General features: G+C 66.6%; 15 protein-coding genes. 5 read left to right on the top strand and 10 right to left on the bottom strand.

What is annotated here, in order from left to right:
* Positions 1-2: 2 nt before the first annotated feature.
* Positions 3-992 (top strand): cytochrome d ubiquinol oxidase subunit II, encoded by a 990-nt coding sequence (locus DSM104440_RS04005; protein WP_171160782.1) that lies wholly within the window; start codon positions 3-5, stop codon positions 990-992.
* A 1-nt stretch (position 993) separates the two neighbouring features.
* On the opposite strand, the gene DSM104440_RS04000 is transcribed toward DSM104440_RS04005, so the two are convergent.
* The 5 genes from DSM104440_RS04000 to fdxA all read right to left on the bottom strand — a co-directional run bounded on the left by DSM104440_RS04000 (position 994) and on the right by fdxA (position 6,193).
* Entirely contained in the window at positions 994-2,700 is a 1,707-nt protein-coding gene (locus tag DSM104440_RS04000; protein WP_171160781.1) for a putative bifunctional diguanylate cyclase/phosphodiesterase, read from the bottom strand.
* A complete protein-coding gene (locus DSM104440_RS03995) occupies positions 2,697-3,149 on the bottom strand; it encodes a response regulator (protein WP_171160780.1) in 453 nt (150 codons plus the stop codon). The genes DSM104440_RS04000 and DSM104440_RS03995 overlap by 4 nt, the downstream gene beginning before the upstream one ends.
* Entirely contained in the window at positions 3,146-5,191 is a 2,046-nt protein-coding gene (locus tag DSM104440_RS03990; protein WP_171160779.1) for an ATP-binding protein, read from the bottom strand. The genes DSM104440_RS03995 and DSM104440_RS03990 overlap by 4 nt, the downstream gene beginning before the upstream one ends.
* Positions 5,192-5,379: 188 nt before the next feature.
* Positions 5,380-5,757, bottom strand: a complete 378-nt coding sequence (locus DSM104440_RS03985; protein ID WP_171160778.1) for a hypothetical protein — start codon at positions 5,755-5,757, stop codon at positions 5,380-5,382.
* A 112-nt stretch (positions 5,758-5,869) separates the two neighbouring features.
* Entirely contained in the window at positions 5,870-6,193 is a 324-nt protein-coding gene (gene fdxA / locus DSM104440_RS03980; protein ID WP_171160776.1) for a ferredoxin FdxA, read from the bottom strand.
* Between the two features lie 175 nt (positions 6,194-6,368).
* Here fdxA and trxA point away from each other — a divergent pair, with 175 nt between their 5' ends.
* Entirely contained in the window at positions 6,369-6,722 is a 354-nt protein-coding gene (trxA, locus tag DSM104440_RS03975; RefSeq protein WP_171160775.1) for a thioredoxin TrxA, read from the top strand.
* Between the two features lie 158 nt (positions 6,723-6,880).
* The gene (rho, locus tag DSM104440_RS03970) at positions 6,881-8,137 is read left to right on the top strand and encodes a transcription termination factor Rho (protein ID WP_171160773.1); all 1,257 of its coding nucleotides are present in this window, start codon (positions 6,881-6,883) and stop codon (positions 8,135-8,137) included.
* Here rho and DSM104440_RS03965 read toward each other — a convergent pair.
* Entirely contained in the window at positions 8,134-8,631 is a 498-nt protein-coding gene (locus DSM104440_RS03965; protein WP_171160772.1) for a hypothetical protein, read from the bottom strand. The two genes, rho and DSM104440_RS03965, sit on opposite strands and share 4 nt — an antisense overlap.
* A gap of 115 nt (positions 8,632-8,746) precedes the next feature.
* Here DSM104440_RS03965 and DSM104440_RS03960 point away from each other — a divergent pair, with 115 nt between their 5' ends.
* Both DSM104440_RS03960 and DSM104440_RS03955 read left to right on the top strand, forming a co-directional pair.
* A complete protein-coding gene (locus DSM104440_RS03960; RefSeq protein ID WP_171160771.1) occupies positions 8,747-9,010 on the top strand; it encodes a type B 50S ribosomal protein L31 in 264 nt (87 codons plus the stop codon).
* Positions 9,011-9,085: 75 nt separating this feature from the next.
* A complete protein-coding gene (locus tag DSM104440_RS03955; protein ID WP_171160770.1) occupies positions 9,086-10,753 on the top strand; it encodes an ArnT family glycosyltransferase in 1,668 nt (555 codons plus the stop codon).
* On the opposite strand, the gene glcF is transcribed toward DSM104440_RS03955, so the two are convergent.
* From glcF to DSM104440_RS03935, 4 genes are read right to left on the bottom strand one after another with little or no spacing between them, the layout of a single operon-like run.
* Complete coding sequence (gene glcF, locus DSM104440_RS03950; RefSeq protein WP_171160769.1) at positions 10,738-11,967, bottom strand: glycolate oxidase subunit GlcF; 1,230 nt, start codon at positions 11,965-11,967, stop codon at positions 10,738-10,740. The two genes, DSM104440_RS03955 and glcF, sit on opposite strands and share 16 nt — an antisense overlap.
* Complete coding sequence (gene glcE / locus DSM104440_RS03945) at positions 11,967-13,016, bottom strand: glycolate oxidase subunit GlcE (protein ID WP_171160768.1); 1,050 nt, start codon at positions 13,014-13,016, stop codon at positions 11,967-11,969. The genes glcF and glcE overlap by 1 nt, the downstream gene beginning before the upstream one ends.
* 2 nt (positions 13,017-13,018) lie before the next feature.
* A complete protein-coding gene (locus DSM104440_RS03940) occupies positions 13,019-14,470 on the bottom strand; it encodes an FAD-linked oxidase C-terminal domain-containing protein (RefSeq protein ID WP_171160767.1) in 1,452 nt (483 codons plus the stop codon).
* Positions 14,470-15,945: an FAD-linked oxidase C-terminal domain-containing protein gene (locus DSM104440_RS03935; protein ID WP_171160765.1), complete on the bottom strand. Its 1,476-nt coding sequence runs from the start codon at positions 15,943-15,945 to the stop codon at positions 14,470-14,472. The genes DSM104440_RS03940 and DSM104440_RS03935 overlap by 1 nt, the downstream gene beginning before the upstream one ends.
* Positions 15,946-15,986 lie beyond the last annotated feature (41 nt).

Genomic DNA, 15,986 nt, shown 5'->3' with positions numbered 1-15,986 from the left:
CCATGGACATCCTCCCGCTGGTTTTCTTCTTCATCATGGGCCTCGCGGTCCTCGTCTACGTGGTGCTCGACGGCTTCGACCTCGGCGTGGGCATGCTCATGCCCGCCGCGACCGAGAAGGAACAGTCCGTGATGGTGTCGTCGATCGGGCCGTTCTGGGATGCGAACGAAACCTGGCTCGTGCTGGGCGTGGGCGTATTGCTGATCGCTTTCCCGGTCGCGCACGGCGTGGTGCTGCAATCGCTCTACCTGCTGGCGGTCGCGATGCTCATCGGCATCATGCTGCGCGGCGTCGCCTTCGAATTCCGCATGAAAGCCCAAGGCTGGCACCGCGAGCTGTGGAACTGGCTCTTCTGGGCGGGCTCGTTCATCGCGTCGTTCTTCCAGGGCGCCATGCTCGGCCGCTACATCACCGGCTTCGAAAGCGGCTTCTTCTATCTCGCCTTCGCGGTGCTGTGCGGCGCAAGTGTGTGCGGCGGCTACGTGCTGCTCGGTGCCACCTGGCTTATCGGCAAGACCGAGGGCCCGCTGCAGAAGAAGTCATTTGCCTGGGCGCGCTGGGGCCTGCTCTGGGTCGCGTTCGCCATCGCGCTGGTGAGTGCCGCCACGCCGCTCGTGAGCGAGACCGTGCGCGACAAGTGGTTCGACTTCCCGCGCACCCTCTTCGTGATGGTGCTGCCCATCGGCTGCGGGCTCGCGTGGCTCTGGACGTGGCGCGAGGTGGGGCGGCTCGAAGGCGGCTCGAAGGCCAGCCATTGGCGGCCCTTCATGGGGACGGTCGTGGTCTTCGTCCTCGCGATGATGGGCCTCGCCTACAGCCTCTTTCCCTATGTCGTGATCGACCGCCTCACGCTCTGGGAAGCCGCGGCGCATCCGACCGCGCTGAGGTTCACCTTCATCGGCACCGCGATCGTGCTGCCGTTCATCATCGGCTACACGATCGTCTCGTACCGCATCTTCGGCGGGAAGGCCAAGGCCGGGCTGTACGACTGAGCTACCGCGGCGTGGTCCGCGGCAGGATTTTCTCGCACTCCTCCGGCGGCATCGGCTTGCTGAAGAAGTAGCCCTGCATCTCGTCGCACTCGTGCGCCCTCAGGAACGCGCGCTGCGCTTCCGTCTCCACGCCCTCGGCGATCACCTTGAGGTGCAGGCTGTGGCCGAGCGAGATGATGGCGCGCGCGAGCAGGCCGTCGTCGGGCCCGCCGGAGGCATCGATGTCGCGCACGAAGGAACCGTCGATCTTGAGCGCGTGGATCGGGAGGCGCTTCAGGTAGCTCAGGCTCGAGTAGCCGGTGCCGAAGTCGTCCACCGAGAGCCGCACGCCGATGCCCTTCAGGCCTTCGAGCGCCGAGATCACGTTCTCCGCGTCGTGCATCACCATGCTCTCGGTGAGCTCGAGCTCGAGGAAGCCGTCCATGCCGGTGTCGGTGAGCACGTCATCGACCATGCGCACGAGGCCGCCGTTCCACAGTTGCCGCGCCGAGAGGTTCACCGACATCACGATGGGCGTGAAGCCCGCTTCGCGCCAGCGCTGGCCCTGCGCGCAGGCGCTGCGCAGCACCCACTCGCCGATCGGCACGATGAGGCCCGTCTCCTCCGCGAGCGCGATGAAGCGATCGGGCAGGATCAGGCCGCGCGTCGGATGCTTCCAGCGAACCAGCGCCTCGACCGCGTCGACATTGCCCGTGCGCAGGTTCACCCGCGGCTGGAAATGCAGCAGCAGCTCGTCGCGCTCGAGCGCGCGCCGCAGGCTCTGCTCCATCGAGAGGCGCTCGTTGGCGAGCTCGTTCATCTCCGCCGTGTAGAACTGGAACGTGTTGCGGCCCTGCGATTTCGCGCGGTACATCGCCGCATCGGCGTTCTTGAGGAGCGTGGGCACGTCCGGCCCGTCCTGCGGATACAGGCTGATGCCCGCGCTGCAGGTGACGTTCAGTTCGCGATCGGCCACGTTGATGGGCTCGCTCACCTTGGACATGATCCGGCGCATCGTGCGGAAGATCACGTCCTCGCGCGTCTGGTCGTTGAGGATCAGCACGAATTCGTCGCCGCCGAGGCGGGCGACGGTGTCGCCATCGCGCACGGCCGACTGGATGCGCTCGGCGACATGGCGCAGCACTTCGTCGCCGAAGTTGTGGCCGAGGGAATCGTTGATGACCTTGAAGTGGTCGAGGTCGATGAACACGACCGCGACCGAGCGCACGTTGCGCTGCGCGAAGACCGCCTGCCTGAGGCGGTCGTGGAGAAGATGGCGGTTGGGCAGCCCCGTGAGGCCGTCGTAGTTCGCCTGCCGCTCGAGCTCCTCCTGGTAGTGCTTGCGCTCGATGGAGTACTGCATCGCGCGTAGCAGCAGCTCGCGATCGATCTTGCCCTTCACGAGGTAGTCCTGCGCGCCGCTCTTCACCGCGTAGAGGGCGAGCGCCTGGTCGTCGTTGCCCGAGAGCACGATGATCGGCACCTTCGGCGAATGCGCGTACACCTTCGAGAAGGTGTCCAGGCCATGGCTGTCGGGCAGCGAAAGATCGAGCAGGACGAGTTCCGTGCCTTTCAGCGACAACAACTCCAGCCCGCGCTGCAGCCGATCGGCCGTGCGCAGCCGAAAGGGCGTGGCCGGATCCTCGGAGAGCATCTCCTCGATGAGGCGAGCGTCTCCGGGGTTGTCCTCGATCAGGAGGACGGACGTGCCAGGCTCTTCGGCTTTCATCTTCCCGGGGGCAGGGTCGCGATCGTGAGCCAGAACCGGTCGATCGACTGCACGACGACGATGAACTTGTCGAGGTCGACGGGCTTGGTGACGTAGCAGTTCGCGTTGAGGTCGTAGCTCTTGAGGATGTCCTCCTCGGCCTTCGAGGTGGTGAGGATCACGACCGGGATCGGCCGCAGGTCCGGATCGCTCTTGATCTCGGAAAGCACCTCGCGGCCATCCTTCTTCGGCAAGTTGAGATCGAGCAGGATGATGTCGGGCCGCGGCGCATCGGCGTGCGGGCCGCGGCGCTTGAGGAACTCGATGGCCTCGACGCCATCCTTCGCCCAATGCAAATTGTTGTAGACCTTGCCTTCACGCAGGGCTTCGAGCGTGAGCCGGTAGTCTCCGGGGTTGTCTTCTACGAGCAGGATTTCCACGGGTGGCGCCTCGTCTCTTCTGATTGTCATGAATGGGATCCTCCGTCTAGGCGAGGAAGGGTGAAACCGAACGTGCTGCCCTTGCCGGGTTGCGATTCCACCCAGATGCGCCCGCCATGGCGGTCGACGATCTTCTTGCAGATCGCCAGCCCGATGCCGGTGCCCGGGTATTCGGCCTTGTTGTGAAGCCTCTGGAACATCATGAAGATGCGGTCGGCGTACTGCGGATCAAGGCCGATGCCGTTGTCGGTCACGGTGAACACCCAGACCTCCTCGCGCTCCTCGACCGCGATGTGGATGCGAGGCGGCTCCGCGGCGCGGAACTTCATCGCGTTGCCGAGCAGGTTCTGGAAGAGCTGCGCGAGCTGCGCGCCGTCGGCGTGCACCGTGGGCATCCGGTCGTTCGTGACGACGGCCCCGCTCGCTTCCTGTGCCGCGCGCACGTTGCCGAGCGCCTTCTTGAGGGCCGCGCCGCTGTCGATGGGCAGGAAATCGCGGCCGCGCGTGCCGACGCGCGAGTAGGCGAGCAGGTCCTCGATGAGCTGCTTCATGCGCGCCGCGCCATCGACGATGAAATCCATGAACTCCTTGGCGTCGCCGTCGAGCTTGTCGCCGTAGCGGCGCACGATGAGCTGCGTATAGCTCGACACCATGCGCAACGGTTCCTGCAGGTCGTGCGAAGCGACGTAGGCGAATTGCTGCAGCTCGTCGTTGGAACGCGCGAGCTCGCGGGCCTTCATCTCGAGCTCGTCGTGCGCGTCGCGCAGCGCCTGCTCCTGGAGCTTCCTCTCGGTGATGTCCTTGCCGATGCCCCGATAGCCCTTGAACTTGCCGTTCTCGTCGAAGACGGGATGCCCCGACGTGCTCATGAAGTGGATGCGCCCCGCGGCATCCTTGCGTCCGTATTCGAGATCCTGGAAACGCTCGCGCGCATCGAGAACCGCGCGGTGCTTCGCCCAGTCCTCGGCCGAGATGCCGACGATCTCCGCGTCCCAGCGCTGCTTGCCGATGAGGTCCTCGGGCAACAGGCCGAAGGATTCGTAGACGCCGCGCGAGACCGCCGTGTAGCGCAGGTTCTCGTCCTGCTCCCAGTACCAGTCGGAGGAAAGATCGGTGAGGCTGCGGAAGCGCGCTTCGCTTTCGCGCAGCGCCGCCTCGGCCGTGCGCCGCGCCATGAGCAGGCCGATTTCGCGGCCGATGCTCGCGGCGAGCTGCAGCAGCCAGCGGTCGGGCTCGCGCGCATCGCGGCTGTAGAACTCGATCGCGCCCAGCACCCGGTCCTCCATCAGCACCGGGAGGGCGAACGCGCCGCGCAGCCCGGCATGCGCCGCGAGATCGGCGCGCTGGAAATCCTGCTTCAGGGTGACGTCGGCGATCCATACCGGCTGGCCGGTCGCGAGCACGCGGCGGATGAGGCCGCTCTTTCCGGGAGTGAACGTTGCCTTCGAGCTTTCGGCCAGGAAGGCCTCGATGCGCGGATCGGAAACACTCCACGACTCGATGCAATGGAGCGTGTTGTCGGATTCGTCGAGGCTCCAGCGCGAGCCGCACACCCAATCGAGGCGCTCGCACATCACCTGGATGATTCCGCGGATCGCCTCGTGCAAGGGATCGCCGCTGCCCAGCTCGCGAGCCACGGCGCTCTCGATGGCCTCGCGCTGCTCGGCCTGCTTGCGCTCGGTGATGTCGACGATCGTGCCGATGAGCCCGGCGATGCTGCCGTCGGCGCGGGCGAACGTGGCCTTGTAGTAGAGGGTGTGGCGCACCGTTCCGCTGTGCGTGGTCACCGGGATCTCGTACATCTGGCTGCCGGGCATGGCCCACAGCGCCTCGTCCATCGCCTGGTGGCGTGCGGCAGTGGCGGGAGCCTGGGGGTAGAGCGCGCCGACGGTGGCGCCGAGGATGGACTGCCGCTCGATCTCGAAGAACTCCTCCCAGGCCTTGTTCACGCCCAGGTAGCGGCCGTCGCGGCTCTTGATGAAGACGGGGATGGGGAGGACTTCGATGAGCGCCTGCGCGACCCGCAGTTGCTCAGGAGAAGCGACGCCCTGCCCGCCGAGAACGGCAAGCACGGACCGCGCATCGCCTTCCGCACCTTGCATTGGGCCTGCCCCCTCGCCGCGAATCGCGTTCCCGTGTCGCGATCCTGTCGTTTGTTATCCCTTGAGGATTTATCGGAACCGTCGGCGAGTGTAAATGACGCGGGCCAAACAAAAGGGGGCCGGAGCCCCCTTTTTTTTCGCCGGCATGAAGCGGGCGGCTAGCGCTCCTTCACGGCAACGGTCTTGTCCGCCTTCTTGTCCCACTTGAGCGTGAGGGTGCTGAAAGTCGTCGGGTCGAGGCTCTTCCAGACCGGCGCGCCGCCATCCTTGTAGACCGCCCGCAGGTCATAGTCCTGGGCCTTGGCCGCATCCTTCCACTTCACGTTGAGGTGGTCGCCGTTCTTGATCGGCTTGGCGTTGATGGGCTTGCCCCAGCTGTCCTTCTTGGACGGGCTGATGTAGACCTTCTCGATCGTGTAGCCGGTCTTGTTCACGAGCTTGAAATCGAGCGCGGCGTTTTCGGCAAACGTGCTGCCGGCAAACCCGAGCCCGGCCGCCAGCGCGAGGCCGGCGGAAAGCGTCTTTACGTTGAGCATCTTGGTTTTTCTCCCTGGAGGACTGTGCGCCGGGAATCGGCGAAGGCCAGTTTCCTCCTACAGGGAGGGAGCGTCCAGCGGGACCGAAGTCCCGGTGGATCGTCCGGAGGTCTTACTTCTCGACGAGGTGGCGCTTGGCCTTCACGTCTTTCCACGCGTCCGCATCCGCGGGCGCGGGCTTGCGCTCGACCAGGGGCTTCCAGACCTTCGAAAGCTCGGCGTTGAGCGCGGTGAAGTCCTTCTGGTCGGCGGGGACGTCGTCTTCCGCGAAGATCGCCTCGACCGGGCACTCGGCCACGCAAAGCGTGCAGTCGATGCACTCGTCCGGATCGATGACCAGCATGTTGGGGCCCTCGCGAAAGCAATCCACCGGGCATACATCGACGCAATCGGTGTACTTGCACTTCACGCAGGACTCGGTAACCACGTACGTCATGGAATAGCCTTGGCAAGAGCGGGAAAACGGGGACCGACATTCTATCAGCCGGGTCCGGGCCGCCCCAACCCGCCGCTTTGCCCCCGCCCCGGGATTGACCTAAAATGACCGTCATCCATTGGCCCTGTGCCCAGGCACCGACCGCGGCCAACCCCATCCCGAAGCGAGGCAATCCGTGAGCCAACCCGAAGCGAAGCATTCCGCGAACGAGACCATCGTCCACATCACGGACGACACGTTCGAATCCGAAGTGCTGCAGTCCAACACCCCCGTCCTGGTCGACTACTGGGCGGAATGGTGCGGCCCCTGCAAGATGATCGCCCCGGCGCTCGACCAGATCGCGCAGGAATACCGGGGACGCCTGAAGATCGCGAAGCTCAACATCGACGAGAACCAGGCCACGCCGCCCAAGTACGGCATCCGCGGCATCCCGACGCTCATGCTCTTCAAGAACGGCAACATCGAAGCGACCAAGGTCGGCGCCGTTTCGAAGTCCCAGCTCGCCGCGTTCATTGACAGCAATATCTGAAAGCAGATAACCTCGCCCCGTCCTGGCTGTTCGTTCGCAACGGCTCGCAGAAGAACCCCGCAGCATCCCTCCGCAGCCAGGCCACCCCTTAGAAGCCTCTCCGCCGCGCCCAAGCGGTCCCTTTGGGCGATCTCCCATACCTCAAGCAGGTCCGCGGCATGTACCTATCCGAATTGAAGCTTAAGCACGTCTCCGAACTGCTCGAGATGGCCGTCGAGCTCGAGGGCGCCAACCGCCTTCGCAAGCAGGAACTCATCTTCGCGCTGCTGAAGAGCCACGCCAAGAAAGGCGAGGCGATCTTCGGCGACGGCACGCTCGAAGTGCTCCAGGACGGCTTCGGCTTCCTGCGTTCGCCCGACACCTCGTACCTCGCGGGCCCGGACGACATCTACGTGTCGCCCTCGCAGATCCGCCGGTTCAATCTCCACACCGGGGATTCGATCGAAGGCGAGATCCGCACCCCCAAGGATGGCGAGCGCTACTTCGCGCTGGTCAAGGTCGACAAGGTCAACGGCGAGCCGCCCGAGAACGCGAAGAGCAAGATCCTCTTCGAGAACCTCACGCCGCTGCATCCGGACGAAGTCCTCAAGCTCGAGCGCGACATCAAGGCCGAGGAGAACCTCACCGGCCGCGTCATCGACATCATGGCGCCCATCGGCAAGGGACAGCGCGGGCTGATCATCTCGCCACCCAAGGCCGGCAAGACCGTGCTCATGCAGCACATGGCGCACGCGATCATCTCGAACTACCCCGAGTGCGTCCTCATCGTCCTGCTGATCGACGAGCGCCCGGAAGAAGTGACGGAAATGACCCGCACCGTGAAGGGCGAGGTCGTCGCCTCCACGTTCGACGAACCGGCCACGCGCCACGTTCAGGTCGCCGAAATGGTGATCGAGAAGGCCAAGCGCCTGGTCGAGCACAAGAAGGACGTCGTGATCCTGCTCGACTCCATCACGCGTCTCGCCCGCGCCTACAACACCGTGGTGCCCGCCTCCGGCAAGGTGCTCACGGGCGGCGTGGACTCCAACGCCCTGCAGCGCCCGAAGCGTTTCTTCGGTGCCGCGCGCAACGTCGAGGAAGGCGGCTCGCTCACGATCATCGCCACGGCGCTCATCGACACGGGCTCGCGCATGGACGACGTGATCTACGAAGAGTTCAAGGGCACGGGCAACATGGAAATCCACCTGGATCGCCGGATGTCCGAGAAGCGCGTCTATCCCTCGATCAACGTGAACCGTTCGGGAACCCGCCGCGAAGAGCTGCTGATCGCGCCGGAGATCCTCCCGAAGGTGTGGGTGCTTCGCAAGCTCCTCTTCGGCATGGACGAGCTCGAGGCCACGGAATTCCTGCTCGACAAGCTGCGCGCGACCAAGAACAACGACGAATTCTTCAATTCGATGAAGCGCGGCAATTAGTCGTCGGCGGTGATGTCGAGGAAGGACAGCCCCACGTCCTTCTCGAATTCGAAGTAGATGGTGATCTTCCCGCGTCGGTAGGTGAAGGCGATCGAGTCGTCGTCGGCGTCTTCTTCGCGCTCGTCGGGTTCCCCCATCCAGCCGATCGCGTCTTCCGGCGTCGTCGCTTCCGAGACCGGCAGGCCGCCGACGCTGCCCACGGCCGGGCGCTGGCCGCCATGCGCGGCAACCTCCGGGGCGGTGTTGAAGCACAGGTTCACGAACTTGCCGTCCTCGAAATCGAGCGTCACGCCGCTCGCGTACTTGAGGATGGCCATGTTGGTCCCGCCCTCGTAGGAAAGGGGCTTGCCGAGGGCCCGGGCGGCCTCCAGGGGGTCGCCGAAACGCAGGGGTCCGAACTTGCCCGTGGAGGGGTCAAAAGCCGGTAGCCGGCCCTCGGGAGGGGGCCAGTCCGCGGTCGGATCCTTGGAAAAGAGCTTGCCAAACAGTCCCATGGACGCTCCCTTACCAACCCATTGCTTTCATTGGGGTTTTCTTGGATAATGCGTGTTTTCCCGGAGTCCGGCAACGATCGGGCCCCGAATTAGCTCCCGGCGAAAGGCGAGAACGATGAAAGCAGGCATCCATCCCAACTATCGTGAAGTGGTGTTCCTCGACACTTCCTGCGATTTCGGCTTCGTGACGCGCTCGACGGTCTCGACGTCCGAGACCATCAAGTGGAAGGACGGCAACGAGTATCCGGTCTACAAGATCGAAATCTCGGCGGAGTCGCATCCGTTCTACACGGGCAAGCAGAAGATCATGGACACGGCCGGCCGCGTGGACAAGTTCAACAAGCGCTACGCGAAGAAGACGCCCGCGAAGGCCGGTTGATCGGCATCGCCCGCAGCATCGAAAGGGCAGCCCACGCGGGCTGCCCTTTTCATTTGCACGACTACAATTGAGCCCATGTCCGCGAGCCGTCTTTCCGACACCCTGAGCGGCCGCATCGCCTACGACGGCACGCGCACGCCGGTGAAGGCCGTGCTCTTCCTGATCGTCTGCGCGGCGTGGCTGCTGCCGGGCCTCGTCGGCCACGATCCGTGGAAGGGCGACGAGGCGATCGTCTTCGGCATCGTGAGCGACATGCTGCGCTCGGGCCACTGGGTCCTCGCGCGCATCGCCGGCGAGCCGTGGATGGAAAAGGCGCCGCTCTACTACTGGGTCGCGGGCCTGCACGGCACGCTTTTCGGTTGGTTCCTCCCGCTGCACGACGCGATGCGCCTGTCCGCGGGCACGTTCATGGCGATCACGCTCACGTGCATGGGGCTCACGGCGCGCGAGCTCATGGGCGAGCGCAGCGTACGGATCGCCGTGCTGCTCTTCATCGGCTGCCTGGGCCTGCTGCTGCGCGCGCACGAGATGAACACCGACCTCGCGGGGCTTTCGGGCATCGCGCTGGGTGTCTACGGACTCGCGCTCTCGCAACGAAAGGAAAAGATCGCCGGCGTCGTCACGGGCGTGGCGCTCGGCGTCGCGTTCCTGGGCGATGGATTCCTCTCGCTGGGCCTGCTCGCGGCGCTGATGGCCGCACTGCCGCTCGCCTCGAGCGCCTGGCGCACGCGCGCCTACGCGACCACCGCCGCGATCGCGGTCGTCTGCGCGATTCCGCTCCTCGCCCTGTGGCCGTGCATGCTCTTCACCGCCAATCCGGCGCTGCTCGACATGTGGCTCTCGCGCGCCCTCGCCTCGCGCTGGTCGGACCGCGGGTCGCGCGCCGGCCTGCTCGATCTCGTCTACTTCGCGAAGACGCTCCCATGGCATGCGTGGCCGGCCTGGCCGCTCGCGGCCTGGAGCATCTGGCGCGCGCGCAAGACCCTGGCGACGCGCACGGACCTGCACCTGCCCTTCGTCGCGTTCCTCGTGTTCTTCGTGGGCCTCTCGCTGTTCGCCGAGGCGCGCGAAGTGAACGCCTTGCCGATGCTGGTGCCGCTCGCCCTGCTGGGCGTGGCCGAGGTCGATACGCTGCGCCGCGGCGCGGCGAGTGCGCTCGACTGGTTCGGTCTCACCACGTTCTTCCTGATGGCCGCCCTCATCTGGATCGCGTGGGTGGCCGCGATCACCGGCAGCCCCGAGGCCGTCGCGATCCGGATCGGTGCGGAGCTACCGGGGTTCAAGTACACGTTCCGCTTCCTGCCCTTTGCCGCGGCGGCGCTGCTGACCCTCATCTGGCTTGCAGTGGTCGCGCGTTCGCTACGCACGACGCGCCGCGCGCTCGTCAACTGGGCCGCGGGCATCACGATGGTGTGGATGCTGATGATGACGCTCGGTGTACCGGCGATCGACTATGCGCGCAGCTACCGGCCCCTCGCCGCAAGCCTCAACCAGGCGCTGCCGGTCGGCTACAAGTGCGTGATCAGCGAGGGCGTCGGCGAATCGCAGCGCGCGCTCTTCGGGCACTACTCGGGGCTCAATTTCTTCCGGCCCGACAGTCCGGCCGCGCCCGTGTGCCGGATCATGATGGTGCAGACCGCGCCCTCGCGCGTCGCCCCGGCCGGCCCGGGATGGACCGAGATCTGGCGCGGATCGCGCCCCGGCGACAAGAGCGAGGTGCTGGTCCTCTACCGGCGCAACTGATCGTCGAGGATCTCGATCCAGTGGCGCACCGGCCGCTGCGATCCCGAGGCGATGTGCGAGAGGCAGCCGATGTTCGCCGTGGCGATCATCTCCGGCGCACCCGATTCCAGCGCGGTCACTTTGTTCGCGAGCAATTGCTGCGACAGCTCAGGCTGCAGGATCGAATACGTGCCCGCCGATCCGCAGCACAGGTGGCCATCGGGAACCGCGGTGAGCGTGAACCCCGCGTCGCGCAGGATCGACTCCACCACGCCCGTGATGCGCAACCCGTGCTGCAGGCTGCAGGGCGAATGGAACGCGAGCTTCGCTTGCGCGGGCTTGCCCGCAAGGAGCTTCGCCAGCGCTGCGCGCTCCGCCGCCACGATCTCGGAGACATCCTTTGCAAGCGCCGAGATGCGCGCCGCCTTGGTGGCATAGGCCGGATCGTTGCGCAGCAGGTGCCCGTACTCCGCGACCATCGTCCCGCAGCCGCTCGCCGTGATGACGATCGCCTCGGCGCCCGCCTCGACCTGCGGCCACCACGCGTCGATGTTCGCTCGCACGTACCCGAGCGCTTCGTCCTGCGCATTCAGGTGATGGGACACGGCGCCGCAACAGGCTGCCGCAGGTGTCGCGAGCAGCGAGATGCCCAGGCGGTCGAGCACGCGCGCGGTGGCGGCATTGATCGACGGCGCGATCGCCGGCTGCACGCAGCCTTCGAGCACGAGCATGCGCCGCGCGTGCCGCACCGCGGGGCGTTCGCCCGCCTCGCGCAGGGCAGGAACCGTGCGGGCGATCGACTCGGGCAGCAGCCCGCGGAACGCGCGCCCCATGCCGAGCGCGGCCCCGAAGAGCGTCGGCGAGAGCAACGCATGACGCAGCACCCACCGCTTGGCGCGAGTGAACAAGCCGCGCGGCACCTTCTCCTCGACGAGCTCGCGGCCGATATCCACCAGGCGCCCGTACTGCACGCCCGAGGGACACGTCGTTTCACACGCGCGGCAAGTCAGGCAACGATCGAGGTGGATCTGCGTCGTTTCGGTGACGGCCGCGCCCTCGAGCATCTGCTTCATGAGGTAGATGCGTCCGCGCGGGCTGTCGAGCTCGTCGCCCAGCAGGCCGTACGTCGGACAGGTCGCGAGGCAGAAGCCGCAGTGCACGCACTTGCGCAGGATCGCGTCGGCCTCGAGGCCCTGGGGCGAATCCTTGATCCAGTCAGCGAGATTGGTTTGCATCAGAAGTCGTAGAGACGTCCGCGGTTGAGGATGCCGGCCGGATCGAAGGCCTCCTTGAGCCGCGCGTGGATCTTCGCGACGGCGGGCTGCAGCGGATGGAAGACGCCCACCGATTTGTCGCCGCCGCGGAAGAGCGTGGCGTGCCCGCCTGCGGATTCGACGCGCGAACGGATGTCCGCCGCGTCGAGTGCGCCGCTCACCCAGCGCTGGCCGCCACCCCAGTCGATCAATTGCGGGTGCGCGGTCGAGATCGGCGCCGCCGTCTGCGGAACGGAGAGCCGCCACAGCGGCTGCCCTTCGCGGAAGAACGCGAGCCGGTGTTCACGCAGGTCGCGCCAGAACGATTCGCCGTCGGCTACCTCGTCACCGCCCATCTTCGCCCGCGCGGCATTCACAGCGCTCTGCGCGCCTGACAACCGCACGCGCAGCACGCCGTCCACCCACGCCGCGCCCGACAACGGCAGCGGCAGGCCCGCCCAGCGATTGGCCTGCTCGATCGCCTTCGCTTCGTCGAGCGAGAACGCGATCGTCGCCTCTACTGAAGGACGCGGCAGGACCTTGAAGGAAAGTTCGGTGAGGATTCCCAGCGTGCCCAAAGCGCCGGCCATCAGGCGCGAAACGTCGTAGCCCGCGACGTTCTTGATGACGCGCCCGCCGAACGAGAGGTCCTCGCCCTTGCCGTTGACGATGCGCGCGCCGAGGACGAAGTCGCGTGCGGCACCGGAATAGGGACGGCGCGGACCCGAGAATCCCGCGGCCACCGTCCCGCCGATCGTCGCGGCTTCGCCGAAGTGCGGCGGTTCGAACGGCAGCATCTGCCGCTCCGCGGCGAGCACGGTTTCCACGTCGGCGAGGCGCGTACCGGCGCGCACCGTGAGCACGAGCTCGCGCGGTTCGTAGGCGATGATGCCCTCGTACGACGCGACGTCGACGACGTCCCCCTGCAGGGGCCCGCCGTAGAAATCCTTGGAGCCGCCGCCGCGAATGCGGAGCCACCGCTTCTTCTCCGCGCTTTCGCGCACGCGTTCGACGAGGGCCGCGATATCCATGGCTAGAACCGCGGGATCTCGGGGTGCGGAATCGCCCCCGAGCGCACGTGCATCCCGCCCCACTCGGCGCAGCGCTTGAGCGTGGGCACGGCCTTCCCCGGGTTGAGGATGCCTTCGGGATCGAACGCATGCTTCACCGCGTGGAAAGCCGCGATCTCGGGCGCGCGGAACTGCTGGCACATCTGGCGGAGCTTCTCGATGCCCACGCCATGCTCGCCCGTGATCGTTCCGCCGACCTCGATGCAGATCTCGAGCACGCGCGCCCCCAGCGCTTCGCTCTTCTCGAGATCGCCCGGGACGGATGCGTCGTAGAAGATGCACGGATGGATGTTGCCGTCGCCCGCATGGAACACGTTGCCCACGACCAGGCCGTATTCCTTCGCGAGGGCGACCGTGCGATCGAGCACGTCGGCCAGGCAGCGGCGCGGGATGGTTCCGTCGATCGTGTAGTAATCGGGGTGGATATTGGCGAGCGCGGTGAAGGCGCCCTTGCGCGCGCGCCACAGTTCCGCACGTTCACGTTCGTCGTTCGCGGCGCGAATCTCGATGGCGCCGCACGTCTCGAGAATCGAGCGCAGGCGCGCGAACGCATCGTCCACATCCTCGCGGCCGCCATCGACTTCCACGAGCAGCAAAGCTTCGCCATCCTTCGGAAAACCGAGGCCCATGAACTGCTCGCAGGCATCGATCACGATGCGGTCCATCATCTCCAGCGCCGCGGGAATGATGCCCGCGCCGATGATCTCGCCGACGGCTTCCGCGGCCGCGCGCACCGAGGGGAATGTCGCGAGCAGCGTTTCCGTCGCTTCGGGCAGCGGCACGAGGCGCACGGTGATGCGCGTGATCACGCCCAGGTTGCCTTCGCTGCCGGTCATCAGCGCCATCAGGTCGTAGCCCGGGGCATCGAGCGCTTCGGAGCCCAGGTCGAGGCGTTCACCCGTGCCATCGTAGGCACGAAGCGCGCAGATGTTCTGCGTGGTGAATCCGTACTTGAGGCAATGCACGCCGCCCGAATTCTCCGCGACGTTGCCGCCGATCGAGCACACCGACTGGCTCGATGGATCGGGCGCGTAGAACAAACCATGCGGCGCCGCGGCTTCCGACACGGCGAGATTGCGAACGCCGGGTTCGACGACCGCGGTGCGCGCAAGTGCGTCCACGGAAAGGATGTTCCGCATCCGGGCCATCACCAGGAGCGCGCCTTGCTCGTGCGGAATCGCGCCGCCGGAAATCCCGGTACCCGCGCCTCGCGTCACGACGGGCACGCCGCGCTCGCGGCAGGCGCGAATGATCCCGGGCACTTGCGCTTCACTATCGGGAATCGCGGCGAGCAGCGGCAGCGCGCGCCGCATGATGAAGGCATCGGTCTCGAAGGGCCGCAGGCTCTCCTCGTCGTCGAGGACGGTCGGCGGCGGAACCACCGAAGCGAGGGCGCGCGCGAGTTCCGAGCGCATCAGAAGCGCGGCAGGTCGGGAAAGGGCAGCGCGCCGCGCGACACCCGCATCGCGCCATGCTCCGCGCAGCGATGCAGCGTCGGCACGGCCTTGCCCGGATTCAGCAGTCCCTGCGGATCGAACGCGGCCTTCACGGCGTGGAACTGCGCGAGCTCCTGCGGCTTGAACTGCAGGCACATCTGGTTGATCTTCTCCACGCCCACGCCATGCTCGCCCGTGATGGTGCCGCCCACGGCGATCGAGAGCTCGAGGATTTCCCCGGCGAACTCCTCGGTCTTTTCCAGCTCGCCCGGGATGTTCGCGTCGTAGAGGATCAGCGGATGCAGGTTGCCGTCGCCCGCGTGGAATACGTTCGCGCAGCGCAGGCCGTAATGCTTCGACAGTTCCTCGATGCGCCCCAGCACCTTCGCCAGCGCCGCGCGCGGGATGGAGCCATCGATGCAGTAGTAGTCGGGCGAAATGCGCCCCACGGCCGGGAACGCGGCCTTGCGCCCCGACCAGTACTTCAGCCGTTCGCGCTCGTCGGCGGAAACGGCGACGCGTGTTGCGCCCGCGGCTTGCATCACGGCGATCATCCGCGCGATCTCGTCGGCCACTTCCTCGCGCGAGCCGTCGGATTCGCACAGGAGGATCGCCTCGGCGTCGAGGTCGTAGCCGGCGTGCACATAGTCCTCGACGGCGCTCGTGGCGAGCTTGTCCATCAGCTCGAGCCCCGCGGGCACGATGCCCGCACCGATGACGTTGGCCACGGCATTGCCCGCGGCTTCGACGCTCGGGAAGGAAGCCATGACCACTTGTGCGAGCTCGGGACGCGGCAGCAGCTTCACGGTGACTTCGAGCGTGAGCGCGAGCAGTCCCTCGGAGCCGGTGATGAGGGCGAGCAGGTCGTAGCCCGGCGAATCGAGCGCGGCCGAACCGAAGTCCACGACGTCGCCATCGATCGTCATCGCGCGGACCTTGAGGATGTTGTGCACCGTGAGGCCGTACTTGAGGCAATGCACGCCGCCGGAATTCTCGGCGACGTTTCCGCCGATGGAACAGGCGATCTGGCTCGACGGATCGGGCGCGTAGTAGAGGCCCAGGTGCGCCACCGATTCCGAGATGCGCAGGTTGCGAACGCCCGGCTGCACGCGCGCCGTGCGCGCGAGCGCGTCGATCGCGACGACGGCGCTGAACTTCGCGAGCGACAGGAGGATGCCATCGGCCAGGGGCAAGGCGCCCCCGGAAAGCCCCGTGCCGGAGCCGCGCGCCACGACCGGCGTTCCGGTTGCCCGCGCCACGGCGAGCACCGCGGCCACCTCGCTTTCGTTCGCGGGGAGCGCTGCGGCCAGGGGTGTCGCGCGATACGCGGAGAGCCCGTCGCACTCGTAGGGCATGAGCTCCTCGCGCTCGGCGAGCAGCGCCTCGCGCGCGAGCACGCGCGAAAGGGCGCCGACCACTTCGTCGCGTTTCGCTGCATTCCGGTTGACCGTCATGCGATTCAAGATAGCATAGGCCCCGGGGCTCACTGGGGAGG

The sequence above is a fragment of the Usitatibacter palustris genome (assembly GCF_013003985.1).
In the GTDB taxonomy this organism is placed as follows: domain Bacteria; phylum Pseudomonadota; class Gammaproteobacteria; order Burkholderiales; family Usitatibacteraceae; genus Usitatibacter; species Usitatibacter palustris.
The sequence above is the reverse complement of the archived record's forward strand: the minus strand, read 5'-3'. Positions and strand labels throughout refer to the sequence as shown.